Origin of the sequence: Metaclostridioides mangenotii, from assembly GCF_018917235.1 — a bacterium.
GTDB lineage: Bacteria > Bacillota > Clostridia > Peptostreptococcales > Peptostreptococcaceae > Metaclostridioides.
Genome location: NZ_JAHLOF010000001.1, coordinates 615,783 through 641,381, shown reverse-complemented (window position 1 = coordinate 641,381; position 25,599 = coordinate 615,783). Strand labels below are relative to the sequence as shown.

The window sequence follows — 25,599 nt, the reverse complement described above, 5'->3', positions numbered from 1 at the left end:
ACTATATTTTTTTTGTATATATAGATATAAATGATAATGGATATGTGTAATTATGACATTTTTTTTTGCTATAATTAGTATTAAAAATAGAATATTGTGGAGGATTAAAAATGAAATTAAAGACAAGTAAAAAACTTGCATCTATGTTAATTGTAGCAATGTTAGCTGTATCTGTTGTGGGATGTTCAAACAAAGATGCTGATGCAGATAAAAAAAATGATGAAAAAATACAACAATCGGATTCTAAAGACACAAAATCTTCAACAACAAAAGAAGAATATACATATGACAACAATGAATATCTTACAAGTATATCTTGGTTAGAAAAAAATATTAAGGATAATAAAAATCTAGTGATTTTAGACGCAAGAAGTGATAAAGATTATGCAAAAGGACATATTCCTGGAGCAATAAATGTTGCATGGCAAGGTCTTTCAAAAATGGAGGGTAAAGCAGGAGATAAAGATTGGGGAACTCTTCAAAGTGAAGAAGATCTATCTAAAACTCTTGGAGCTCTAGGTATTTCAAAAGATAGTCAAGTAGTAGTTTATGCAAATAAAGATGCTTGGGGAGAAGACGGTAGAGTAGTTTGGTCTTTAAAAAGAGCAGGTGTTGATGCTAGAATGCTAAATGGAGGATTTGATTTATGGTCTTCTGAAAAGAAAGAAACAAATAAAGAAGTTCCAGAAGTAAAACCAGCTGAGATGACTGTATCGGAAATCAAGCCAGACATGAATATAAGCACAGAAGATTTGAAGAAAGAGTACAAAGAACTTAAAATAATTGATTCAAGAGCTAAAGATGAATATGAAGGTGCTGTTAATTACGGAGAAGCTAGAGGAGGACATTTACCATATGCTATAAATGTACCATTTACTGAGCTTTATAATGAAGATGGCACTCTAAAAAATAAAGATGAGATAGTTACGATAATGGAAAAAGCAGGAGTCAAAAAAGATGACAACATAGCAACTTACTGTACAGCTGGTATTAGATCAGCTCATATGGCACTAGCACTTAAAAATGCTGGATATGAGAATGTAAGAAACTACGATTCTTCTTTCTACGAGTGGGCTGGTGACACATCTAATGAAGTAGTTAAATAGGCTATATAGAAATTTAATATATAAATAAAATTAATAAAATAATGTAAGGACTAAGAAAGATCATTAACCTGATTTTATTGTCGGTTGTACTGGGATTATATAAATTATCCTAGTACAACCTTTTTTAAATCAAAATATAGGAGGGATATTTATAAAAGACATTTATAAAAGTTATATAAAAAAAATCGCAATTATATTTGTTTTATTTGGGGTATATCTTTATATTTCTAAAGTAAAGACTTTTGTTAATCAAATTGTATTTTATTTAAGTATGGATAATATTTATGCTTTAAATGGATATTTAACTTCGTTTAATAATACATCATATTTTATGTCAGTATTATTAATGGTTTTTCAAGCTGTTTTAATCCCTCTTCCATATACTACACTAATGAAGTCGAACAATTATGTTTTTGGGCAAATAGGTGGATTAATAATATCTTGGATAGGTCTTCTAGCAGGAGCGGTAGCTTGTTTCCTAATAGCTAGACTTTTATTTAGGGATTTTATAGTATCTTTAGTAAAAAAATATAAGTTTACCAAAGTTGATAATTTTATAAGAAAAAATGGGGATAGTATAGTAATAATATCTAGATTTTGTATGTTTTTACCTTTTGATTTTGTGAGTTACATGTTTGGTTTAACTAGTGTAAAACTTAGCTCTTATATAAGGGCTACAGTTTTAGGAGCGATTCCTTATTTAATTATACATTCGTACTTAGGGGTAAACTTAACAAATAATGTCAAGTATATTATTTATAGTTTTTTTGTAGTGATAGCTGTTTTAGTATTAATTGTATTATCTATAAAATATAAAAATGATAATTAATTTTATAATTACGTTTTTTATGTAAGTATTTGTATTGCTTGGATTTATTTGATTATTAAGCAATGGGTACTTACTTTTTTCTTGTTTATAATTGAGATTATGATCTAAAATGTAATTAATTTTTTGATATTGTTGACATGTCAATTAATTGGGAGTATAATAGTTGACATATCAACTAAGGAGGTGTGGTAATGCCACGAAGTATTGGAAGATTAATTTCTATACTATATAGAAAAAATCAAGTTTATATGAATATGACTCTAAAAGAGTATGGCATTACGTCAGCGGAACAGCCCTTTTTAACTTGTCTATATTCGAGAAACGGAGCCACACAAGATGAAATTTCTTGTTATCTAAATATAGACAAAGCTGCAACGACTAGAGCAATCCAGTCGCTTATGGAAAAAGGGTATGTTACAAAAGAAAAAGATCCTAATGACAAGAGATGTAACAGAATCTATATCACGGACAAAGCAGAAGAAGTTAAAGAAAACATCAAAGAGAGACTTGGTGAATGGAGTGCATTTTTGACTGAAGACATGGACGAAGAATCAAAAGATGCAGTTTATTCAGCACTTGAAAATATGGTCTTAAAAGTAGAAAAAACAGATTTTAAACAGAAATGGAGGGATAAATAATGGAGATAGTCAATCCGCTAGGAGAAGAGAAAGTATCTAAATTATTAATGAAATTTTCGGTCCCTGCTATTGTAGGTATGATGGTAAATGCAGCGTACAATATTATTGACAGGATATTTATAGGTAATAGTCCAGACTTAGGGGCTAGTGGCCTTGCAGGTATAACAATAGGTTTCCCTATAATGATAATCCTTATGTCTATAGGGATTTTATTTGGTGTTGGTGGTGCAACACTATTTTCGATTAAACTTGGTGAAGGTAAAAAAGAAGAAGCTGAGGAGGTTTTAGGAAATTCATTTGCAATATTAATTATCAGCGGTATAATTTTTATGATTATGGGGGAATTGTTTCTAGAGCCAATATTAGTTCTATTTGGTGCAAGTAAAGAAGTTCTTCCGTATTCAATGACGTTTATGAGAATAATATTCTTAGGAGCAGTATTCCAAGTAGTAAGTATGGGTATGAACAGTTTTTTACGTGCAGATGGTCAACCCACCCTTGCTATGATTACAATGTTTATGGGTGCTGGCACTAATATAGTATTAGACGCAATACTTATAAACTGGTTGAGAATGGGAATGGCAGGAGCAGCTATAGGAACTGTTACAGCTCAGATATTATCATCTATATGGATAATGTCGTATTTCTTTGGTAAAAAATGTAATACAAAAATAAAACTTAAAAACATGAGACTAAAACGTAGTATTTTAGTAAGAATAACTTCACTGGGCATGCCCGGTTTTTTAATGCAATTAGTTAATAGTTTATTAAATGTTATTCTAAATAAGAATTTATTTATATACGGTGGTGATCTTGCAGTATCAGGGATGGGTATAGTAAATAGTCTACAAACGATTTTACTTATGCCGGTAACAGGACTAACCCAAGGTGTTCAACCAATAGTAAGTTTCAACTTTGGTGCTAAAAAGTATCACAGGGTTAAAGAAGCGGAAAAGCTTGCGATTACAGTAGCCACTGCAATCGTACTCGTTGGATACATTGTAACAAGATTATTCCCTGATCAACTTGTATCTCTATTTAACCAAGATCCAAAACTTGTCGAGTTTTCAAGCTACGCCCTTAAAACTTGGTTTATGAGTTTACCTGTAATTGGATTCCAGATAATTGCTTCAAACTACTTCCAATCAATAGGAAGATCAAAAACTGCAATATTCTTGACTCTTACTCGTCAGGTGATACTTTTAATCCCGGCAATATTAATATTTTCAAATATTTGGGGCATAACTGGATTACTTCATTCAGCTCCATTTTCAGATTTAGGTTCTTCAATACTAACAGGGACTTTCTTCTACTTTGCAGTAAAAAATCTTGGTAAAAACGATAAATTTTCTGAACTTGAAACAGAACAGAAAACTGTATAATGTACTAAATAAAATATGTATGATATAAGAAAAGATATTTAATTGAAAAATTGCAGTTAAATATTTTTTTTATTGACACAAAACCGTCCAGACGGTATAGTAGTATTAGCAAAATAGAAAGGAGGCATTATGAATAAAAAAAATATAACCAGAGAAAAATTACTAGATTCCGCATCGTTTATTATTCAAAACCGCGGCATGGCTCATTTAACACTAGAATCTGTTGCATTGCATGCCGGAGTGAGTAAGGGTGGCCTCTTATACCACTTTCCAAATAAAGAAGCATTAATAACGGGTATTTTAGACCGTTTAATAGATAGTTATGATAGTGAGTTTGATAAGTATATAAATATAAATGAAGATAAAAAGGGAAATTGGAGTAGAGCTTACATGGAGTATACTTTTAAAGACATGAGTAAGGATAAAAATATGGGAACTGCACTAGTCGCATCTGTTTTTTCTAACCCAGATCTCATGGAAAAATTAAAACTCAAATTTGAGAATTGGCAACAGAACATAGAAAACGACGGGATAGATCCAGTAAAAGCCACTATAGTTAGATTGGCGACTGATGGTATGTGGTTCGCAGAGATTTTTGGTCTTGCTCCAATTGATGAAGAATTAAGAGAAAAGGTATTTGAAAAATTGCAAAATATTATAGAAGAGGGTGAAGACTAATGGGATATATGCATTTATTTTTTGCGATTATAGGCGAAATATTTGGAACATCACTATTAAAGTTGTCAGAAGGGTTTTCAAAACTAGTCCCAACGATTGGGTCATTAGTTTGTTTTTCATTAGCATTTTATTTTTTGTCATTATCATTAAGATCAATACAACTAAATACAGCTTATGCGATGTGGTCAGGTATTGGAATTGTTATCACAACAGTTATATCAGTGCTTTTATGGAAAGAAAATATCAATTTTGCAAGCTTTGCAGGAATAGGTTTGATACTTATTGGAGTAGTTGTTTTGAATTTATATGGACCAAGCCATTAGAAAAATATAAGTTATTATACAGAAATCAATAATGGACTTTTAGCTTTAACTACAAGAGCTAAAGGTCCTTTTTTGTTGTTATATATTCCTAAATAACAAATTAATACAATTATTACCTACGTTATAAGAATATTGTATTAATTAGACGAGAACTTATTAGAGGAAGAAGCTGATGAATACACAAATATAATTATAGATATAAAATTATTTTAACAGAGGTGGTTGCATTGGATAAAACCGATATAAGTAGAAAGAATAAAATAAATAGAAGTAGTAAAGTGAGAGATATAGATGAATATAAAAGTAAGAACAAGAATAATTATAAAAATAGAAAAGGTAATAAGCCTAGAAGAAAACTTCCGAAATTTTTAATCTTTGTAGCATCATTTGTAATTATAATATTAAACTTATGTGGATATGCAAAGATATCTGAAATGAAATACGACATCCACTATTTAGAGCAAGATCTTAGGAAGAAAGAGATAACACTTGATGAATTAGAAACTGAACATAAAAAAGATAAATCTATTACTGAAGTAGAAAATAATGCGAAAGAGACATTAAATATGGACTATCCTAAAAAAGAGCAGATTGAATATATCAATCTAAGTGAGTAGGGGGTAAAGATTTGAAAAAGGTTAATCGAGTGAGTAAAAAGAGACTTGTTCTAGTGCTTGTTTTGGCATGCGCTTTATTTTTTGTTTTAGTTTTAAGAACGGGCTATTTACAATTAATAAAAGGCGACTGGTTGACTGCAAAAGCTATGGAACAACAGACGAGAGATATACCAATAGAACCTAAGAGAGGGACTATATACGATAAAAATATGAAAGAAATGGCAGTTAGTGTGACAAAGTATACAGTTTGGTGTAAGCCAGTTGAAGTAAAGGATAAAAAAGGAGCTGCCGAAAAGGTGTCAAGCATAATAGATGAAGATTACAATAAAGTTTATGAACTAGTAAATAAAAAAAATATGGCACTTGTAAAAGTAAAGAGATGGATAGATGATGATAAAGCAAAGAAAATAAGAGATGCTAAATTACCTGGTATATGGGTTGCAGAGGATAACAAAAGATACTACCCGTATGGAAACTTTGCATCATATGTACTGGGACATACATCTGACGATGCATCAGGTATAGCTGGTATCGAGATGCAGTACGACAAGAAGCTTAAAGGTAAAGCTGGAAAACTAATAGTAAGTACCGATGCCTCTGGTAGAGAGATTCCACAAGGTATGGAAAAGTATTACGAACCAGTTCAAGGGAATGGATTAGTTCTTACAATAGATGAAGCTATTCAACACTATTCTGAAAAAGCAGCACAAAAGGCCTACGAGTTAAATAATGCTAAGAGAGTTACCGTAATAGCAATGGATCCAAAAACGGGTGATGTACTTTCTATGGCATCAAAACCTGACTACGATCCAAATGATTCTAGAACACCTATTTATCCTTATTATGAGGAAGAATTAAAAAAATACAGTGATAAAGAAAAAATAAAAGGATTATTTCAAATGTGGAGAAATCCAGCGGTAAATGATACATATGAGCCAGGTTCAACATTTAAACTTATAACGACATCTATAGCATTAGAAGAGGGCGTTGTTAAAGATAATGAAAAATTCACATGTACAGGGGGAGTAACAGTAGGTGGAAGAAAATTAAAATGTTGGAGACACTATAGACCACATGGATCACAAACACTTGAAGAGGCAGTGCAAAATTCTTGTAACCCTGTCTTCGTTGAGCTTGGATCGAGAATTGGTGTTAAAAAGATGTACAGCTACCTAGACTCTTATGGTTTTAAAGATAAAACAGGAATTGACCTTCCTGGTGAAGCTAAAGGTATAGTATACAATCCAAAAAATGTAGGTCCTGTTGAATTGGCAACTATGTCTTTTGGTCAATCAATATCTGTGACTCCACTACAGCTTTTGACAGCCATATCTGCAATAGGAAACGATGGCAAATTAATGCAACCTAGAATAGTAAAATCTTACACAGATAACAAAGGAAATGTCACAAAGACTGTAAAACCTAAGGAGGTAAAGCAAGTTATTTCTAAAGAATCGGCAAATAAGATGATGGATATAGCAGAATCTGTTGTAAGCCAAGGTTCTGGTAAGGCAGCATATATTCCAGGTTACAAAATAGGTGGAAAAACAGGAACAGCTCAAAAAGTAATAGATGGAACTTATGCACAAGGTAAATACATTTGTTCTTTTGTCGGTATAGCACCAGCTGATGATCCGAAGATAGCTGTCATTGCAATAGTCGACGAGCCTAATGGAGTAAGTGCATTTGGTAGTACGACTGCAGGTCCAATAGTTAAAGAAGTTTTAGGAGAATCTCTTGAGTATTTTGGTGTAAAACCTGTATACGAAGGTGAAGAAAAAAAGGAATTTGAAAAGTCTGACACAACTATACCTGATATAAGAGGTCTTGCTATTGAAGATGCAGTAAAAGTACTAGAGGATTCAAAGTTAAAAGCTAATTTAGATACTGATATAAGTATACCAAAGGGAGCAAAGGTAAAAGATATCTTCCCAAAACCAGGCGTAAAAGTCTATGAGGGGTCGAATATAACAATATACACTTAAATAACCATCTAAATTTTAAATTAGATTTTATTAAATATTCAAACTTTGTAAATCATTAGTGTAATATTATAGAAAACTTTGCTTAAATTTAATAAAAAAGTAACAGATAATTAACATATCACTATAAATACCTTCAAAAAAAGATAAATATGGTATATAATTAAAAAGTTAAGAGTTTATCGTAGGGCAATGTATATATCGGTATACATTGCCTTTTATTGCTAGAGAATATAGAAATTGTAAGGAGGAACTTGAATCGTGAATGTGTTGACCATAGAAGAGTTAGTAATCGCAAGCGATGGTAAACTAGTATGTGGAGAACCAACAGATACTATTGCTAATATTGTCATAGATAGCAGAGAAGCAAAATACAATAATGCTTTTGTAGCGATTGTAGGTGAGAATTTAGATGCACATACTTTTATAAGTTCTGCAATCAAACAAGGTTGTAAAACTATTATAAAAAACAAAAATTACATAATGGATATAATTAACAAAAATTTAAATATAATAGAAGTAGATGATACTACTCTGGCACTTGGAACTATATCAAAGTACTATAAAGAAAAATTTGATATAGATTTCGTTGGAGTTACAGGTAGTGTTGGTAAAACTACGACTAGGGATATGATATACTCAGCACTATCTTCAAAATTAAATGTATTGAAAAATCAAAAGAATTTAAATAACCATTTTGGAGTACCTATTACTTTGTTTAAGCTAAATGATAGTCATGATTGTGCAGTTATAGAGATGGGTATGTCTCATTATGATGAAATTAAATACCTAGCAGATATAGTAAAGCCAAAGATTGGTGTCATATCCAATATTGGATTATCTCACATAGAAAATTTAGGATCTCAAGAAGGAATTCTAAAAGCTAAAATGGAGATTTCATTAAATTTCAATGAGAATAATATACTGGTAGTAAACGGTGATGATCAATATTTATCCACTTTAAAAAATAAAAAGTTACCGTATATATTGAAAACATTTGGTTTTAAAAAGGACAATGATATATATTGTGAAGAGTTTACTTTAAATGAAAAAAGTACAACATTTACTTGTATAATAAATGGTGAAAAACATGAAATATTTATACCAATAATGGGAGAACATAATATATATAACGCTATGGCTGCAATTCTAGTTGGACTTAGCCTAAATCTGACTATAGAAGATATAAAAGAAGGGTTAATAAACTTTGAAGGAACAAAGATGAGACTAGACATTAATGAAGATGGAAGTTATATAGTTATTAATGACTCATATAATGCTAGCCCAGACTCAATGTCAGCGGCGCTTAAGATACTTGGAAGGTATAACAATAGAAGAATAGCTATATTAGGAGATATGCTTGAAATGGGAGAATTTGCAGAAAGCGGGCATAGATCAGTAGGTAAACCAGTATTTGAAAATGCTGATGTTCTTATCACAATAGGAAAAGATTCAGATTTTATTGGAAAAGAAGCAATAAAGTTAGGCTTCGATAAAAAAAATGTATACCACTTCTTATCTAGAGATGAGGCGATTGAAAGCATGGACAATTTGCTTAAAATAAATGATGTAGTTTTAGTAAAGGCTTCTAGAGGAATGAAGCTTGAAACTGTGGTAGAATATATTAATAACAAATAAGATTTGCCAACTCTTAGTTGACAAACCACTAGTAAGAATTAACATGTATCAAAATAAATAATATCGACAATTAACTTTAACTTAAAATATACGAAGTTATGACAAGGGAGAGGAGTTAACTATGTTAGGAATAACAGAGCTTACGTATACGGCGATTATATCATTTTTAATAGTGATAATATTAGGACCAATATTTATACCTATGCTGTCAAAATTTAAATTTGGTCAAACAGTAAGGGATGATGGTCCTCAAACACATTTAGCTAAAAATGGAACACCTACAATGGGTGGAATAATTATGATTTTAGCAATACTAATTACAGGACTTACAAGAAGTAGAGTGAGTAGCGATATGGCTATTGGACTACTTTGTATCACTGGATTTGGTTTTGTAGGATTTTTGGACGATTTTATAAAAATAAAAATGAAGAGATCTTTAGGGCTGAAAGCTTATCAGAAGATAATACTTCAAGTTGCATTAGCATTTTATATTGCATACTATCAGTATACATCTTCACCAGGGGCAACTCAGTTAATTGTTCCTTTTACAGATATGTTTATAAATTTGGGTGTATTATATATACCTGTAATGATGTTCGTTATAATAGGTACTGTAAATGCAGTTAATTTAACTGATGGATTGGACGGACTAGCATCAGGAATTACTCTTGTAGTATCTGCATTTTTTATGCTTTTTGCTGTAACAATTTCAGGAAATACAGAAGTAGCAGTACTTGCTGCTGCTACGGTTGGAGCCTGTCTAGGATTTTTAGGATTCAATTCATATCCGGCAAAAGTATTTATGGGTGATACTGGTTCTATGGGACTAGGTGGAGCAGTAGTGGCATTTGCTGTACTTACTAATTCAGCATTACTAATTCCAATTGTAGGTGGGATATACTTTGCTGAAGCTATATCAGTAATACTTCAAGTTGGGTCTTTTAAAATGACAGGAAAGAGAATTTTTAAAATGGCTCCAATTCATCACCATTTTGAACAATGTGGATGGCCAGAAACAAGAGTTGTTTTTGTATTCTGGATTGTTACTGTAATACTAGCTTGGATAGGAATACTATCAGTATTTTAGATTTAGGGGGAGTAAAAATGGACTTGGCAGACAAAAAAATATTATTGGTAGGACTTGCTAAAACAGGTGTATCTGTAATTAAGTGTCTAAATAAATTAGGATCACATGTTGTAGTTAACGATATAAAAACAGAAAAAGACTTAAAAGATATACTTAAAGAATTAGAAACTTTAAATAACGTAGAATACATATTAGGCAGTCACCCACAAGATGTTGAAAACATTGATATGGTTGTAGTGTCACCAGGAGTCCCGCTTGATCTACCTTTTATAGAAAAACTGTATGAGCTTAATAAAGAAATTATTGGGGAAGTTGAACTTGCTTATAGACTTTCAAAAAACCCCACTTTTATAGGAATAACAGGTACTAATGGAAAGACAACGACTACAACTTTAGTAGGTGAAATATTTAAAAAAGCAAATAAAGATACTTATGTAACCGGTAATATAGGCGCACCAGTTATTGATACTGTTGAAAATACAAATGAAAACTCATTTGTTGTTACAGAACTTAGTAGTTTTCAGCTTGAAAGTACAGTAAAATTTAGACCTAGAGTCAGTGCTGTTCTAAATATAACTGAAGATCATCTTAACAGACATAAAACTATGGAAAATTACATAGCAGCAAAATCAAAAATTTTTATGAATCAAACTAAAGAAGATTACTGCGTCTTAAATTACGATGATGATTATTCTAGAAGCTTAGAAAAAATATGTAATGCAAAGGTGATATTCTTCTCTCATAAAGAAAAAGTTTCTGATGGAGTATATTTAGATGAAGATAATAATATAATTATAGATATAGATGAGAAAATTGTATTATTAAATAAAGATGAGATTAGTTTACCGGGGAATCACAATTTAGAAAACTGTATGGCAGCAATTGCTATGTCTTATGTATGTGGTATAGATCTAGATGTTATAAGTGAGACTTTAAAAACATTTGGAGGCGTTGAGCATCGACAGGAGTTTGTAAAGACTCTACATGGAGTAACTTATATAAATGATTCAAAAGGAACTAATCCGGATTCAAGTATAAAAGCATTAGAGTCATATAAAAATCCAATAGTATTAATAGCAGGTGGAATGGACAAAGGAAGTAGCTTTGATGATATGCTGGAAGTAGCTAAAGCTAATGTTAAAGCCATAATTCTAATGGGAGAAACAGCTTTTAAAATAGAAAAATCTGCTAAAAATAAAGGGATTAATGATACATATATCGTAAAAGATATGGAAGAAGCAGTAAGGATTTCTCATCAGATATCTAAAGAAGGAGATATAGTGCTTCTTTCTCCAGCTTGTGCAAGTTGGGGTATGTATGAGAATTTTGAAGTAAGAGGTCAAGACTTCAAAGATAATGTTCACAAATTAAAATAATCTCTTATCTCGAAACTTACTTAAATGCAAGAATGGAGGTAGGTTTTTAGTTGCCTAGAGAAAAGTTAAAAAAGCAAATTGGAATAGGAAAAGATCCTGAGTTCGATGGAGTTATATTTTATACTACGATGATATTAGTATTTATAGGAATAATCATGGTGTTTAGTGCGAGCTATATTCAGTCCTCTTTTAAGCACAATGATTCTTACTTCTTTCTAAAGAAAAATATTGTATATGCTGCACTTGGTTTTATAGCTATGATGATAACATCTAAGATAGACTATAGATTTTGGAAGAAGAACGCTAACTATATTGGGATTATTGCTGTATTGCTTTTAATATTAGTTTTAACGCCTCTTGGAATTGAGGCTAATGGAGCAAAAAGATGGATTGGTGTTGGAGCACTTACGTTTCAACCTGCTGAAATCGCAAAGTTCGCTACTATATTACTAACTGCAAAACTCATAGAAAAAAAGTATGAAGATATAAAATCTCTGACAAAAGGAGTTTTCCCACTTCTAATAGTGCCAAGTGTGTTCTTTGGCCTTATTATACTTCAACCAAACCTTTCTACAGCAGGGACAGTAATCCTTGTTACCTTTGTAATGATATTTGCTGCAGGTATGGATATGAAGATAATATTTACTATGATTGGACTTGGAGCAGCGCTGTTTGTTGTTTTAGTAATTGCAGAGCCGTATAGACTTAGCCGTGTTACTTCGTTTTTAGATCCATTTCAAGATCCTTTAGGAAGTGGATATCAAGTAATACAGGGATTGTACGCTTTGGGATCAGGTGGAATTTTTGGTCTTGGTCTTGGACAGAGTAAACAAAAATATTTTTATATTCCTGAGCCACAAAATGACTTTATATTTGCTATAATAGGAGAAGAACTAGGCTTAATAGGATGTATAGTAGTAATTATGTTATTTATAATATTAGTATATCGATGTGTAAGAGTAGCACTTAAAACAACCAATGTGTTCGCATGCATGGTTGTTATAGGAATTGGTGCCCAGATCGGTATACAAGCTGCACTGAATATTGCAGTTGCAACTTCATCTATGCCGGCAACAGGTGTTGCACTTCCTTTTATAAGTTATGGTGGTACATCGCTCACCATATTTATGGGGGCAGTCGGTATAGTACTAAACATCTCAAAGCATGTCAAAATTAATAATTAACAGGGGATGATTAAAGAATGAAAGTTATGTTATCTGGAGGCGGTACTGGAGGCCATATATATCCAGCGATATCTATAGCCAATAGAATAAAGGAAGAACATCCAGATGTTGAAATACTGTTTGTAGGAACAGAACAAGGTATAGAATCTGAAATAGTGCCTAAGAATGGTTTTGAACTTAAGACAGTTACCGTTCAAGGATTTAATAGAAAAATAGATTTTGAAAATATAAAGAGAGTATTTAGACTTTTTAAAGGTATGGAACAAGCTAGAAGAGTTATAAAAAAATTTAAGCCAGATGTAGTTATAGGTACTGGTGGTTATGTAAGTGGGCCTGTGCTTTTTAATGCATCAATGAAAAAGATTCCAACTATAGTTCATGAGCAGAATTCCTTTCCGGGAGTAACAAATAAAATACTTGCAAAAACTGTTACTAAAGTTTTAACTAGTTTTGAAGACTCTCATAAAAGATTTCCAGAATCAACAAGAGAAAAATTGGTTTTTACAGGTAATCCAGTTAGAAAAGAGATCCTCGTAGCTAGAAAAAATGTAGCTAGAAGAAATCTTGGAATCAGTGAAGATAAAAAAATGGTTTTATGCTACGGTGGTAGTGGAGGATCTAGAAAAATAAATAATGCAATGAAATTACTTATAAAAAGTATGCTTGATGATGATATAGCTTTTATATTCGCTACAGGTACTAGATTTTACGATGAATTTATTGAAGAAATAGGAAATATAAATCTAAAGCCTTATCAAAGGATTGTACCATACTTAGAAGATATGGCAAATGCTCTCGCTGCTAGTGATTTGGTAATAGGAAGTGCAGGTGCGATTTCACTTGCTGAGATTACTGCTCTTGGAAAACCTTCAGTGATTATACCAAAGGCATATACAGCGGAAAATCATCAAGAGTACAATGCTAAGAGTATAGAGAAGCAGGGTGGAGGCGTTTGTATACTTGAAAAACAGCTTACACCAGAGCGTTTAAATGATACAGTACTTAAATTGCTAGGAGACAGGGAAGCTCTAATGGATATGTCTAGAGCGAGTAAAGATATCGGTAAACCAGAGGCTATTGACTTAATCTACGATGAAGTGATGAAGGTTGTAAATGAAAATAAAAAACAAAGCACTACTCCAAAGAGTGAAAAGAAAAGTAAAAATAAAGAAGATAAGGTTCAAGAAACTTATAATAATGCTGAGTCAGAGCCTAAAGTTATTGGAATTAAGAAAAAGTAATATAATAATATAAATATAAAAATTAAAAATATTACGATATAATACCCTTCAAATTTACATTATTTAGTCGGATAAGACTATTATAAATGTAAATTTGAAGGGTATTTTTGTACTTTTAAGTATTTTTGCCATAGTTGTATCATAATATGACTAAAATTAACATTCTAATTTTGTAGGAGAAACAATTAGTAAAGTTGTATTTATTTACAGAAGGGAGATGACGAAATGGATAAAAACGTTAAGAAAAAACATAGAGTTAAAAAGAAAGTTAATCCTAATAAGGTTATGATAGTTTTATTATTTGTTCTTATGTTCGCATTTTCTATGAGTGCTGTCCTTGTAAGCGATTTATTTAACGTAAAATATATTGAAGTAACTGGAAATGATAGAGTGACTAAATCAAGTATATTAAATACTGTCGATAAAAATGGAGATCTACTTAGAAATAAAAATATATTTATGTTTAGTAAAAAGGATGTTGAAGAAAAAATAAAAAAGAATCCATATATAGATGTTGTGGAAGTAGACAGAAAACTTCCAAATAAGATAGTTGTAAAAATTCAAGAAAAAGAAATATTTGTGACTCTGAAAAATGGCGATAACTATTGCTACATAGACAGAGATGGAAATTTGTTAGAGGAATTGAAAGGAACCAATGAAAGTAAAAATGACAAAATTGTTGAGATAGATTATGCTATTGAAAAATACAATAAAATTAAGTTTAGAGACAACAAAACAAAAAATAAATTTTATTTACTAATGTCTGCTCTAGAAAAATATGGTATGTTTGGTGAGACAAAGCTAGTAAATATGCAGGGAGACAGCAATATAGACATGTTGACAAGAGGGAATATAAAAATCTTACTACCTAATGACGAAAATTTGGATTATAATATACATAGAGTTAGTAAAGTCGTTGTAGACTTGAACAATAAAAAAATTAGTAGTGGTTCTGTAGACTTAACACAAAATAAATATGCAGTTTATAGTCCAGAATAAAGGATGTATAAGGACGTGGTAGGATTTGAAAATGAAGTTTTCTAATAAATATATAGTTATAGCTATAGCCTGTGTGGTTTTAGGTTTTCTAGCTATTACTCAGGTGAAATCTATAAATTTAGAAAATAAAGGGGTCTCAATAAATAAAAAGGGCGAAGAATTAACAAGTGAGTTAAAAACACTTAAAACAAAAGAAGATAAATTAGAAAAAGAGATTACTGAAACTAAGAATAAAATAGATACATATAAAAAAAGTGGGGATAAGGGCGCTTTAAAGCAAGAAATAGATAAGTATGAGAGGTTATCAGGTCTAACTGATGTACAAGGTAAAGGCATTGAAGTTACGATAAAACCTATTAATCAAAGCGGTAGACTGGCGGATAATAAAAATATAATGTATAATTATGATTTAATATTATCTATGATAAACAAATTAAATTCAGCTCAGGCAAGTGCAATTTCAATAAATGGTAATAGAATAGTATCTGATACATATTTACATTTAAAAGGTGATCAACTATACATAAATGACAATCAGTTAAAGAGTCCACTAGTAATAAAAGCTATTGGAGAACCAGATACTCTATCGTCGGCACTTAATATTAAGTACGGTATTGTCTGGGAAATAGAACAACATTATAGTGCAAAAGTCGATATAGAGAAGAGTGAAAATATAAAAGTAAATTCGTATAGTGAAAAAATAAATATGGCTGGTAAATAAATATGAAAAACGTATTTGTTATAATGGGCACATTTATACTTGGAATACTGATCTCTATATTTATAAAATCTTTTGATCCAGATAATGTTTATATGACTTTAGACCAAATAGGTAAAATTGAGTCTGAGATTGATATCAAAAAAGAAAAAATTAACTTGCTAGATAAGAAGCTGAATAGATACAAAGAAGATCTAAAAAAGTATGAAGATAGCAAAAGATCTAAACAAATTAAAGATGTAATGGAAGAAGAACTTACTAACCTAAAAGATATAAGTGGCCGAACAGATATAGAGGGATTGGGGATAATGATAACTATGACTGATAGCGATAGAGATGCTGACAACGGAGAAGATCCAAATGATTTAATAATCCACGATATCGATATTCTTAGGCTATTAAATGACCTCAGAAAATCAGGAGCAACGGCTATTTCTATAAATGGCGAAAGAGTATTAGGTAAAACGCAGATCAAATGTTCAGGATCTACTATAACTGTAAATGATACTACTTATGGACAACCTTTTGTAATTAGGGCAATAGGGGATATAGATTCATTAAATGCAGCAGTTTTATCTCCTGAATCTTATACATATTCATTAAAAGAAGTTTATGGTATAAATATTGAGGTTGAAAGCATTAATAATATGAAGATTAAAAGAATCAGTTAACAAATTAAAATCTATTTATATAAAATACTTAAATTTTTCTAGAAAATTTTACAAAACCATTGTATAATTTTACTAGTTTAAGTAGAATAAAGAGGGAGACTATTATGATTTGGATATTATCAAGTCTAGCACTTGGAGTAGCAGTAGGATATTTCGTTCCATTTACATATCCAATTGATTACACGATATATGTTTCTGTTGCTATACTTGCAATAATGGACTCAGTCTTTGGAGCAGTAAAATCTAGTTTCGAAGATAAGTTTGAGAATATTATCTTTATAACAGGATTTTTAGGTAATACTCTCTTAGCGGTAATAATGACATATATAGGTGAAAAATTAGGGGTACCAATATACTATGTAGCAGTCTTAGTTTTTGGAATGAGAATATTTAATAACTTTTCAGTAATAAGAAGATATATTATAAAAACTATGACTAATAATAAATAATTTTATTTATTAAATAAAGTTATCGATTTAGTATTTATTAAATAAAGTTACAAAATAAGAGGAAAATTTGTATTTTTGTGGAATATGAGAAATTATAGAACAACAAAAAACTCAAAAAAATGGTATAATCATTTCATACGATTATTTTGAATCATGATATAAGGAGGTTTATAGATGCTAAACTTTGACGTAGAATTAGATGAAAGTGCAAAAATCAAGGTAATAGGTGTAGGTGGCGGTGGTAATAATGCTGTAAACAGAATGGTTGACGCCCAACTAAAAGGAGTAGAGTTTATAGCTGTAAATACAGATAAACAAGCTTTGGTTACATCTAAAGCTGAATATAAAATACAAGTAGGAGAAAAATTAACTAGAGGACTTGGAGCAGGTGCTAATCCAGAAGTTGGTAAAAGAGCAGCTGAAGAAAGTAAAGATGAAATAGTTAATTTACTTCAAGGATCTGATATGGTTTTCGTAACCGCTGGAATGGGTGGTGGAACTGGTACTGGAGCAGCTCCAGTAGTAGCAGAGCTAGCCAAAGAGATGGGAATACTTACTGTAGGGGTTGTTACTAAGCCATTCGCATTTGAGGGTAAAATAAGAATGAAAAATGCAGAGGGTGGAATTGAAGCTTTAAAAGCAAAAGTTGATACCCTTATAACTATACCAAATGATAGACTTTTACAAATAGTTCAAAAAAGCACATCTATGTTAGATGCGTTCTCTATTGCTGATGATGTTTTAAAACAAGGTATCCAGTCAATTTCTGACCTTATCGCTGTTGAAGGTCTTATAAACCTTGACTTCGCCGATGTTACTACAATTATGAAAGACAAAGGACTTGCTCATATGGGTATAGGAAATGCAAGCGGTGAGACAAGAGCAGTAGATGCAGCAAGACAAGCTATCCAATCTCCACTACTAGAAACTTCAATAAAAGGCGCAAAAGGTGTACTATTAAACGTTACTGGTGGACCAAACCTTGGTTTATTTGAGGTTAATGAAGCTTCAACTTTAGTCATGGAGTCTTGCGATCCAGAAGCTAACGTTATATTTGGAGCATCTATCAAAGAAGATTTAGGTGACGAAATAATGATAACAGTTATTGCAACAGGTTTTGAAGGTATTAGAGAAGAGATAATAGAATCTAGACCTAAATCTAGTGTAAGATCATCTTTAGACACTACAATAAAAACTTCAATAAGAGATATAGATGAAGAGGAAGAAATATCAGAAAAATTAGAAGAAGCAAAAAATACAAGTGTAGTTGAAGATGATGATAGTATGGAAATACCAACATTTTTGAGAAGAAGAAGATAGTTTTTGGTATATTTTTGAAGGCTTATCTTATAAAAAATAGCATATATACATTACATAACTAATGCAGATTACTGTTTCGAGAAACGGTAATCTGCATTTTTAGTAGAAAATTAAATCTTATTTAATAGTGAAAAGTTATGACAAATTTTATATAATCATATGTAAGAGTGAATAGGAGGTGAAGTGTATCGTTATTCGTATTGCTTTATGTGAGGATGAAGAAGAACAACAGAATATACTAAAAAGTCACTTAAAAAAAATTTTTAATGAGTTAGATTATGAGTATGAAGTATGTAGTTTTAACTCAGGGGAAGAACTCATGGAAAATTATCCACAAGATATAGACATTTTTCTGTTAGATATTTATATGGACAAAATAACGGGTATTGAGGTAGCAAAAAACATTAGAAAAATAGACCAAAATTGTGAGATTATATTTATTACTTTTTTAAATGATCACGTCAGAGAGGGATATAAAGTTAGAGCATCCCGTTATTTGCTAAAGCCTGTTAGTATTATAGAGCTAAAGAAACATTTGATTAGCTGTATTGAAAAGATAATAGAATCTAAGAATACGGATTTAGTAGTCTTTGAAGAGGATAATGTATACAAAATTAGCATTAACTCAATATTGTATACTAAAATAATAAGAAATGATATGATAATACATACTTTAAAAAGAGATTTTAAGATTAAGAGCAAAATCAGTAATATAGAGAAAGAGTTGTTGAAACACAGTTTTATAAAATGTAAAAAAAACTATATTATAAATTTAAAATATATTTGTGCAGCTAAAGAAAATACGATTGAATTAATTAATGGTGAAAAAATACCTTTCAATATGAAAAACTCAAAAGATTTGCAAGAAAAAATAATAAATATGACGTATTAGAGGTACATCATTTATGGATAAAATTATTTATATAATCACAAATAAAAAATGACGCAACTAGTCAATAAAACTAGATGTGTCATTTTTTATTGTGAAAATTGAGTGATATAGGTTTTGGTGGTACTTAATGACATATAAATAAAGAAATTGTTTTGAATTCGACCATCAAAAGTGACATAAAATTTTATGTTACTATTCTATAATATATTTATGGAAAAAGGGGATGAAACTATGTATTATGAGTACTACGTTTTAGAAAACCTTATAGTAAATTATATTATTATAAGTTGTACATCTATTCTTACTAAAAAATATAATTCTCTAATAAATAAAATACTGGGGGCAGTTTTAGGTGCTGTATATGCAGTTGCGTACTTGTATCCATCGCTGAGTATTCTATTTACTATACCACTTAAAATTTTACTAATGACATTTATTATTTTTATTTCATTTAAACACTACAGTAAAATGGACTTTTTGAAGACATCTTTAGTATTTTATTTAGTGAATGTATTTATCTCTGGGACTACATATTTTATTATTTATTTTACTGGTATAAGCCATATGAAGATATCTTTTTTAATAGTGTGTGCTTATACAAGCTGTGAACTCCTTAAACATATTTACAAGGATATAAAGATGATCAAGTACATTGATAACTTGACAAAAAATGTTAAGATAAAATTATTTGACAATGAATTTGATTGTAGAGCTCTAGTAGACAGCGGAAATATGCTTAAGGATCCTTTTAGTAAGAGTGAGGTTGTAATGGTTGATGCAAGTGTTGTAAAAAGTGCTATGCCAAGTATTTTTTTCGGTGTAGACTATTCTGACCTGGATATTATAAGAGCAGAAGAAGTGGTAAGGGATTTAGATAAAAAAATCTCAAAAAAAGTTAGGTTAATACCGTACAAACATGCAGGAAGCTCAGAGTCAAAGATAGTACTTGGATTTAAGGCAGAGTATATTGAAATCGATAATCAGAAGATTGGAGATATAGTGCTTGGAATTGCCGACTTAGAAGAATCTGATTACAAAGCTATAATGAGCCCAAATTTACTACCAAATATTTAATTGCAGGGGGAAAGAGATGTTTAGATTAAAAGAAAAACTAATAAGAGCGATACTAAAGATTGGAATAAAACTGAAAATAATCAAGCCAAAAGGAATTTACTATATGGGTGGAGCAAACATACTCCCTCCACCTCTAAAAGCCCACGAAGAAATTGAATTATTAAAAAAATTAGAGACCGATGAAAGTGTCAAATCGGTATTAATTGAAAGAAACTTGAGACTTGTTGTGTATATCTCTAGAAAATTTGAGAATACGGGAATTGATGTAGAAGATTTGATTTCTATAGGTACTATTGGATTAATTAAGGCTGTAAACACTTTTAAGTTAAACAAAAATATAAAACTAGCCACATATGCATCTAGATGTATAGAAAATGAAATACTAATGTATCTAAGAAAAAACAACAAGAAAAAAACAGAGGTTTCTTTTGATGAGCCGTTAAATATAGATTTAGATGGAAATGAACTGCTTTTATCAGATGTGTTAGGAACCGACAATGATGAGATATATAAAATTATAGAAGAAGAAATCGACAGAGATTTGCTTCTTATGGCACTTGACCGTCTAAGCGACAGAGAAAAACAAATTATGGAATTAAGGTTTGGACTCATAGATAAAGGTAATGAAAAAACTCAAAAAGAGGTGGCTGGAATGCTTGGTATATCTCAATCCTACATATCTAGACTTGAAAAGAAAATAATCTCCAGACTTCAGAAAGAGATGAAAAAATTTGTATAAAAAGAAATAAATATCTTTTAAAAGTATAAAAAATTGGGAAATGTAAATAATTTCATTAAGCAATACTTTTAAGAGAGGACTGAAATAAATGAAAGTTAACAAAGTTGAAATCTGTGGTGTCAACACATCCGAACTTCCAGTTCTTAAAAATAAGGAAATGAACGAACTTCTTGTAAAAATAAAAAATGGAGATAAAGAGGCAAGAAGAGTCTTTGTAAGGGGAAATTTGCGTTTAGTTCTAAGCGTTATAAAAAAATTCAACAATCGAGGCGAAAATATAGATGATCTATTTCAAATTGGATGTATAGGATTAATAAAATCCATAGATAATTTTGATTTAAGCCAAAACGTTAGATTTTCCACTTATGCGGTACCTATGATTATAGGTGAGATAAGACGATATCTAAGAGATAACAATCCTATAAGAGTTAGTAGATCTTTAAAGGACACAGCATATAAAGCACTTCAAGTTAGAGAGAGATTAATACGAGAAAACTCAAAAGAACCGACTGTTACGGAAATTGCAAAAGAGCTTGAGATGGAAGTAGAACATGTTGTAATGGCGTTAGACGCTATTCAAGATCCAATATCTTTATTTGATCCAGTATATCAAGATAATGGAGATGCAATTTATGTTATGGATCAAGTTCAAGATAAAAAAGATACCGACGAAAATTGGCTACAAGAGATATCATTAAAAGAAGCTATAAAAAAATTAAATAGTAGAGAAAAACTAGTTCTAGATTTAAGGTTTTATAAAGGACGAACTCAAATTGAAGTTGCAGATGAGATTGGAATATCTCAGGCACAAGTATCTCGAATTGAGAAAAATGCATTAAAAAACATGAGAAAATACGTCTAAAAAATTAATATACAGATATTTAAAACTAGAAAAAATATGTAGAAAAAAAATTACTAAACAAGAAATGACCTGTAAAGGTCATTTTTTTTTGTGCTAGTACATATTTATTTTTATAGAAAGGGTGAGTTTAATATGATTAGAGTATCTGATATAATGGAGAAAGAAGTAATTAATGTTAAGAATGGAAAAAGACTAGGATTTATTACAGACATAGATATGGATGTGTATGAAGGGAAGATAGTATCATTCACTATTTATGGCGATGATAGCAGAAGTTTTTTTTCAAGAGGTGGAGCTGAAGAAGTTATATTCTGGCATGACATACTTAAAATAGGATGTGATACAATAATAGTAAATATAGGTTCTGAACTTAGTCTCGATGAATTAGAAATTTGATAACTGAGGAGGAAAATAATGCAATGTCCTTACTGTAATTTTAAAGAATCAAAAGTTATAGATTCTAGACATACAGATCCTAAGTCGATAAGACGAAGAAGAGAATGTGAAAGTTGTAAAAAAAGATTTACAACTTATGAAAAAATAGAACTTACACCTCTTATGGTTATAAAGAAGGACAAAAGTAGGCAGCCCTTCGATAGAGATAAGATAAAATATGGTATCTTAAGAGCGTGTGAAAAAAGGCCTATATCTATAGATAGTATAGAAGGTGTAGTTAAAAATATTGAAAATGAGCTTAACAAAGGATTTGTTGAAGAAATTGAAGCTACAGAAATAGGTGAGATGGTAATGGATCAACTTAAAAATTTGGATGAAGTAGCCTATGTAAGATTTGCATCAGTTTATAGACAGTTTAAAGATATTAATACCTTTGTCAATGAACTGGAAACAATACTAACAGAAAAGGGTGACTAAAATGAAAGATTATATAAATATAAACTATATTGATGAATTGAGTGATTCTTTTAATTTAGCCGTAACTTATAAAAGCCTAGATGCAAAATTAAAGTCTGACATGAAAAAGGTATGTGATGAAAGTGGTTTTACATTAGAAAATATGACTAGTAATATTCAAATACATTCTGATATAGTTAATGTAGTGGACAAAACTAATATTTGCGATAAAGTAGAAGGTGATGCGCTGGTTACAAATTTAAAAAATGTGCCTCTTTTAATATTTACAGCGGATTGTGTACCTATATCGATCATAGATAGGGAAAATAAGGCCATAGGGCTTGCTCATGCGGGTTGGAGAGGTACGTATGGTGATATATCTAAGAAGACTATTGAAAAGATGCAGGAGCTTTATAATTCAAATCCTGAAGAGCTTATATGTATAATAGGTCCATCTATAGGTCCATGCTGTTACGAAGTATCAGTAGATTTAATAGACAAATTTATAAATAAATTTGGAGATTTAAACAACAATATATATGAAAAGCGAAATGGCAATGTATTTTTAAATTTGTGGTCTGTAAATGAATCTATTCTAAAAAATGTTGGTGTCAAGGAGAAAAATATTCATAATATGAATCTTTGCACTAGCTGCAGATCTAATGAATTTTATTCTTATAGAAAAGACAATAAAACTTTAGGAAGAATTGGTACTATACTAGAGATAAAATAGGAGGAGCAAAACGAATGAAAAATAATAAAGTCCTTGTAATAGACGATGAGAAGTATATAGTTGAGCTACTAAAATTTAATTTAGAAGTAGATAACTACGAGGTAAGCTACTCATACGATGGATTTGATGGATTTATTAAGGCAAAGGAAAACAAACCGGATCTTATTCTTCTAGATTGGATGCTACCTAATATCAGTGGAATAGAAGTTCTTAAAAAAATCAGAAGTGATAAAGATTTAAAAGATGTGCCTGTTATTATGCTTACAGCTAAAAACATGGAAAATGATAAAGTTGAGGGACTAGATATAGGTGCAGATGATTATATAACAAAACCTTTTAGTATAAAAGAATTAATGGCTAGAATAAACTCAGTACTAAGAAGATACAATACTACTAATAGTGATGATCAAGATGTGCTTACTGTGGGTGATTTAGAGTTAGATTTAAATAAGCATCAGGTAACAAAAGGTGCAGAAAAAATTGAACTAACACTTAAAGAGTTTGAGTTACTTAAACTTCTTATCCAAAATAGAGGAAAAGTTTTATCAAGAAACTATCTATTAGATAAAATTTGGGGATATGAGTATTATGGTGAAACTCGTACAGTAGACGTACACATAAGGTATTTAAGAAAAAAAATAGAAGATGAGAATAAATCAGAAAGATATATAGAGACAATAAGAGGAGTCGGATATAAAATAGACTAAAACTTGAAATTTCTAGCTAGTTAATAAGTTAGGAGAATATTGATTCCAATATAGGCTATAAGCAGATTTAGAGGTGTATTAAATGGAAGAATTTAGTAATATATATATTCTTGTAATGATGCTTTCTGTAGTAGTTGCAATTCTATCATTGAGATACACTTTATTACTAAGAAATTATTTGAGAGAATTTACTATAGTTTCAAAAAAAGTAAGTAATCAAGAATTCAACGCTAGGCTTAATATCTCAGCAAAAGGTGAACTTGGCGAATTGACGAGAAACTTTAACTACATGATAAAAAATATGGATAATGCATTTGAAGAAGTAAAGAGCAAACATCTTCAACTAATATCTATACTGCAAAGTATTTCTCATGGAATACTAGCTATAGATATAAATGGTAATATCATGCTTATTAATGATGAAGCCAAGAGAATGATAAAAAGTAACATAGATAGTCCTGTTGAAGATTACAATATAAATATAGTTATTAGAGAAAAGCAAATCCTAAAGTCAATACTTAGCTTTATGGGTTCTAATAAGAGTGAAAAAGTACAGACAACTACTAAACAAGGTATTGTTTACAAAATCAAACAAGATCCAATTTATTTGCAGAATTCGAGTAACGTCATGATAGGTTCTATCGTAAATATTGAAGATATAACAGAAAGAGTAAGGCTAGAGAATATGCGTACAGATTTTGCAGCAAATGTAAGCCATGAATTAAAGACTCCGCTTACTTCTATTAGCGGTTTTGTAGAAACCTTAAAATCAAATGAGAATATTGACAAAGATACCAGAAATAGATTTTTGACAATTATAGAAGGCGAATCAGATAGGCTTACAAGACTTATAGATGATATACTGTTTATTTCTTTCCTAGAAGGAAAGGATGGAGTACCAGCTGAAGAAGTGGTACTTTACGACGTATATAGTGAAATTGAACAAATTACATCCCATGCAGCTGAAAATAAAAATATAGATGTTAAGTGTGAGTGTGATGATAAAAAACTTACTATAACCACTAATAAAGATTACTTAAAGCAAGTCTTCCTAAATTTGATAGATAATGCGATAAAGTATACTCAAAACAATGGATATGTTAGAGTTAAAATCATAGATGAGATTGATTCAATATCTATAAAAGTCAAAGACAATGGTGTAGGTATACCTGAAGACGAAGTTGATCGTATATTTGAGAGATTTTACAGAGTAGATAAGGCTAGAAGCAGGGACGTCGGGGGTACTGGACTTGGACTTGCAATTACTAAACATATAGCTAAATCACTACAGGGAAGTGTTCTTGTAAATAGTAAGCTTGGTGAAGGCAGTGAATTTGTGTTCAATATTCCTAAGAAAATGAATAACAAACTAAATCATTTAAATAGATAATACATTTCTATGATTATAAGAATAAAAATAGATAAATTACAAATAAAAATAAAGTATATTCATAATTTTTAAAATTTCCTTAATAAAAAGGAAATTTTTTTTGTTTTTTGAA

The 25,599-nt window shown here is 30.5% G+C and carries 27 protein-coding genes; all 27 read left to right on the top strand.

Going from position 1 to position 25,599, the window contains the following annotated elements; genetic code table 11:
- Nucleotides 1-110: 110 nt before the first annotated feature.
- The 27 genes from KQI18_RS03045 (at nt 111) to KQI18_RS02915 (ending at nt 25,487) form a co-directional block, all read left to right on the top strand.
- Nucleotides 111-1,106: a sulfurtransferase gene (locus tag KQI18_RS03045; RefSeq protein ID WP_216466163.1), complete on the top strand. Its 996-nt coding sequence runs from the start codon at nt 111-113 to the stop codon at nt 1,104-1,106.
- A 271-nt stretch (nt 1,107-1,377) separates the two neighbouring features.
- Nucleotides 1,378-1,935 (top strand): TVP38/TMEM64 family protein, encoded by a 558-nt coding sequence (locus KQI18_RS03040; RefSeq protein WP_216466162.1) that lies wholly within the window; start codon nt 1,378-1,380, stop codon nt 1,933-1,935.
- Between the two features lie 191 nt (nt 1,936-2,126).
- Nucleotides 2,127-2,573 (top strand): MarR family winged helix-turn-helix transcriptional regulator, encoded by a 447-nt coding sequence (locus KQI18_RS03035; RefSeq protein WP_216466161.1) that lies wholly within the window; start codon nt 2,127-2,129, stop codon nt 2,571-2,573.
- On the top strand, nt 2,573-3,955 hold the full coding sequence (locus KQI18_RS03030; RefSeq protein ID WP_216466160.1) for an MATE family efflux transporter: 1,383 nt from the start codon (nt 2,573-2,575) through the stop codon (nt 3,953-3,955). Before KQI18_RS03035 ends, KQI18_RS03030 begins: the two co-directional genes overlap by 1 nt.
- 129 nt (nt 3,956-4,084) lie before the next feature.
- A complete protein-coding gene (locus tag KQI18_RS03025) occupies nt 4,085-4,633 on the top strand; it encodes a TetR/AcrR family transcriptional regulator (RefSeq protein ID WP_216466159.1) in 549 nt (182 codons plus the stop codon).
- Complete coding sequence (locus KQI18_RS03020; RefSeq protein ID WP_216466158.1) at nt 4,633-4,956, top strand: DMT family transporter; 324 nt, start codon at nt 4,633-4,635, stop codon at nt 4,954-4,956. The genes KQI18_RS03025 and KQI18_RS03020 overlap by 1 nt, the downstream gene beginning before the upstream one ends.
- Nucleotides 4,957-5,183: 227 nt before the next feature.
- On the top strand, nt 5,184-5,573 hold the full coding sequence (locus KQI18_RS03015; protein WP_236887604.1) for a hypothetical protein: 390 nt from the start codon (nt 5,184-5,186) through the stop codon (nt 5,571-5,573).
- Between the two features lie 11 nt (nt 5,574-5,584).
- The gene (locus tag KQI18_RS03010; protein WP_216466157.1) at nt 5,585-7,558 is read left to right on the top strand and encodes a stage V sporulation protein D; all 1,974 of its coding nucleotides are present in this window, start codon (nt 5,585-5,587) and stop codon (nt 7,556-7,558) included.
- Between the two features lie 258 nt (nt 7,559-7,816).
- A complete protein-coding gene (locus KQI18_RS03005; protein ID WP_216466156.1) occupies nt 7,817-9,193 on the top strand; it encodes a UDP-N-acetylmuramoyl-tripeptide--D-alanyl-D-alanine ligase in 1,377 nt (458 codons plus the stop codon).
- A gap of 121 nt (nt 9,194-9,314) precedes the next feature.
- On the top strand, nt 9,315-10,280 hold the full coding sequence (gene mraY, locus KQI18_RS03000) for a phospho-N-acetylmuramoyl-pentapeptide-transferase (RefSeq protein WP_216466155.1): 966 nt from the start codon (nt 9,315-9,317) through the stop codon (nt 10,278-10,280).
- Between the two features lie 17 nt (nt 10,281-10,297).
- Nucleotides 10,298-11,656 carry a UDP-N-acetylmuramoyl-L-alanine--D-glutamate ligase gene (gene murD, locus KQI18_RS02995; RefSeq protein WP_216466154.1) on the top strand — a complete coding sequence of 453 codons (1,359 nt, stop codon included), beginning with the start codon at nt 10,298-10,300 and terminating at the stop codon, nt 11,654-11,656.
- Between the two features lie 50 nt (nt 11,657-11,706).
- Entirely contained in the window at nt 11,707-12,840 is a 1,134-nt protein-coding gene (spoVE, locus tag KQI18_RS02990; protein ID WP_216466153.1) for a stage V sporulation protein E, read from the top strand.
- A 17-nt stretch (nt 12,841-12,857) separates the two neighbouring features.
- Entirely contained in the window at nt 12,858-14,081 is a 1,224-nt protein-coding gene (gene murG, locus KQI18_RS02985; protein WP_216466152.1) for an undecaprenyldiphospho-muramoylpentapeptide beta-N-acetylglucosaminyltransferase, read from the top strand.
- 225 nt (nt 14,082-14,306) lie between these two features.
- Nucleotides 14,307-15,080, top strand: a complete 774-nt coding sequence (locus KQI18_RS02980; RefSeq protein ID WP_236887603.1) for a cell division protein FtsQ/DivIB — start codon at nt 14,307-14,309, stop codon at nt 15,078-15,080.
- A gap of 31 nt (nt 15,081-15,111) precedes the next feature.
- Nucleotides 15,112-15,801 carry a DUF881 domain-containing protein gene (locus KQI18_RS02975; protein WP_236887602.1) on the top strand — a complete coding sequence of 230 codons (690 nt, stop codon included), beginning with the start codon at nt 15,112-15,114 and terminating at the stop codon, nt 15,799-15,801.
- 2 nt (nt 15,802-15,803) lie between these two features.
- Complete coding sequence (locus tag KQI18_RS02970) at nt 15,804-16,469, top strand: DUF881 domain-containing protein (RefSeq protein ID WP_216466150.1); 666 nt, start codon at nt 15,804-15,806, stop codon at nt 16,467-16,469.
- 104 nt (nt 16,470-16,573) lie between these two features.
- Nucleotides 16,574-16,918 carry a small basic family protein gene (locus KQI18_RS02965; RefSeq protein ID WP_216466149.1) on the top strand — a complete coding sequence of 115 codons (345 nt, stop codon included), beginning with the start codon at nt 16,574-16,576 and terminating at the stop codon, nt 16,916-16,918.
- A gap of 174 nt (nt 16,919-17,092) precedes the next feature.
- Nucleotides 17,093-18,238, top strand: a complete 1,146-nt coding sequence (gene ftsZ / locus KQI18_RS02960) for a cell division protein FtsZ (RefSeq protein WP_216466148.1) — start codon at nt 17,093-17,095, stop codon at nt 18,236-18,238.
- Between the two features lie 178 nt (nt 18,239-18,416).
- The gene (locus KQI18_RS14420; RefSeq protein ID WP_216466147.1) at nt 18,417-19,130 is read left to right on the top strand and encodes a LytR/AlgR family response regulator transcription factor; all 714 of its coding nucleotides are present in this window, start codon (nt 18,417-18,419) and stop codon (nt 19,128-19,130) included.
- 231 nt (nt 19,131-19,361) lie between these two features.
- Complete coding sequence (locus KQI18_RS02950; RefSeq protein ID WP_216466146.1) at nt 19,362-20,204, top strand: sigma-E processing peptidase SpoIIGA; 843 nt, start codon at nt 19,362-19,364, stop codon at nt 20,202-20,204.
- Nucleotides 20,205-20,220: 16 nt separating this feature from the next.
- Nucleotides 20,221-20,943 carry an RNA polymerase sporulation sigma factor SigE gene (sigE, locus tag KQI18_RS02945; protein ID WP_216466145.1) on the top strand — a complete coding sequence of 241 codons (723 nt, stop codon included), beginning with the start codon at nt 20,221-20,223 and terminating at the stop codon, nt 20,941-20,943.
- 88 nt (nt 20,944-21,031) lie between these two features.
- A complete protein-coding gene (gene sigG, locus KQI18_RS02940; RefSeq protein ID WP_216466144.1) occupies nt 21,032-21,805 on the top strand; it encodes an RNA polymerase sporulation sigma factor SigG in 774 nt (257 codons plus the stop codon).
- A 132-nt stretch (nt 21,806-21,937) separates the two neighbouring features.
- Entirely contained in the window at nt 21,938-22,201 is a 264-nt protein-coding gene (locus tag KQI18_RS02935; RefSeq protein ID WP_216466143.1) for a YlmC/YmxH family sporulation protein, read from the top strand.
- 18 nt (nt 22,202-22,219) lie between these two features.
- Nucleotides 22,220-22,678, top strand: coding sequence for a transcriptional regulator NrdR (nrdR, locus tag KQI18_RS02930; protein WP_216466142.1), 459 nt, complete (start codon nt 22,220-22,222; stop codon nt 22,676-22,678).
- 1 nt (nt 22,679) lies between these two features.
- Nucleotides 22,680-23,390 carry a peptidoglycan editing factor PgeF gene (gene pgeF / locus KQI18_RS02925; RefSeq protein WP_216466141.1) on the top strand — a complete coding sequence of 237 codons (711 nt, stop codon included), beginning with the start codon at nt 22,680-22,682 and terminating at the stop codon, nt 23,388-23,390.
- Nucleotides 23,391-23,404: 14 nt separating this feature from the next.
- Nucleotides 23,405-24,097 (top strand): winged helix-turn-helix domain-containing protein, encoded by a 693-nt coding sequence (locus KQI18_RS02920; RefSeq protein WP_216466140.1) that lies wholly within the window; start codon nt 23,405-23,407, stop codon nt 24,095-24,097.
- A gap of 82 nt (nt 24,098-24,179) precedes the next feature.
- Nucleotides 24,180-25,487: a HAMP domain-containing sensor histidine kinase gene (locus tag KQI18_RS02915; RefSeq protein WP_216466139.1), complete on the top strand. Its 1,308-nt coding sequence runs from the start codon at nt 24,180-24,182 to the stop codon at nt 25,485-25,487.
- The last annotated feature ends 112 nt before the right edge of the window (nt 25,488-25,599 follow it).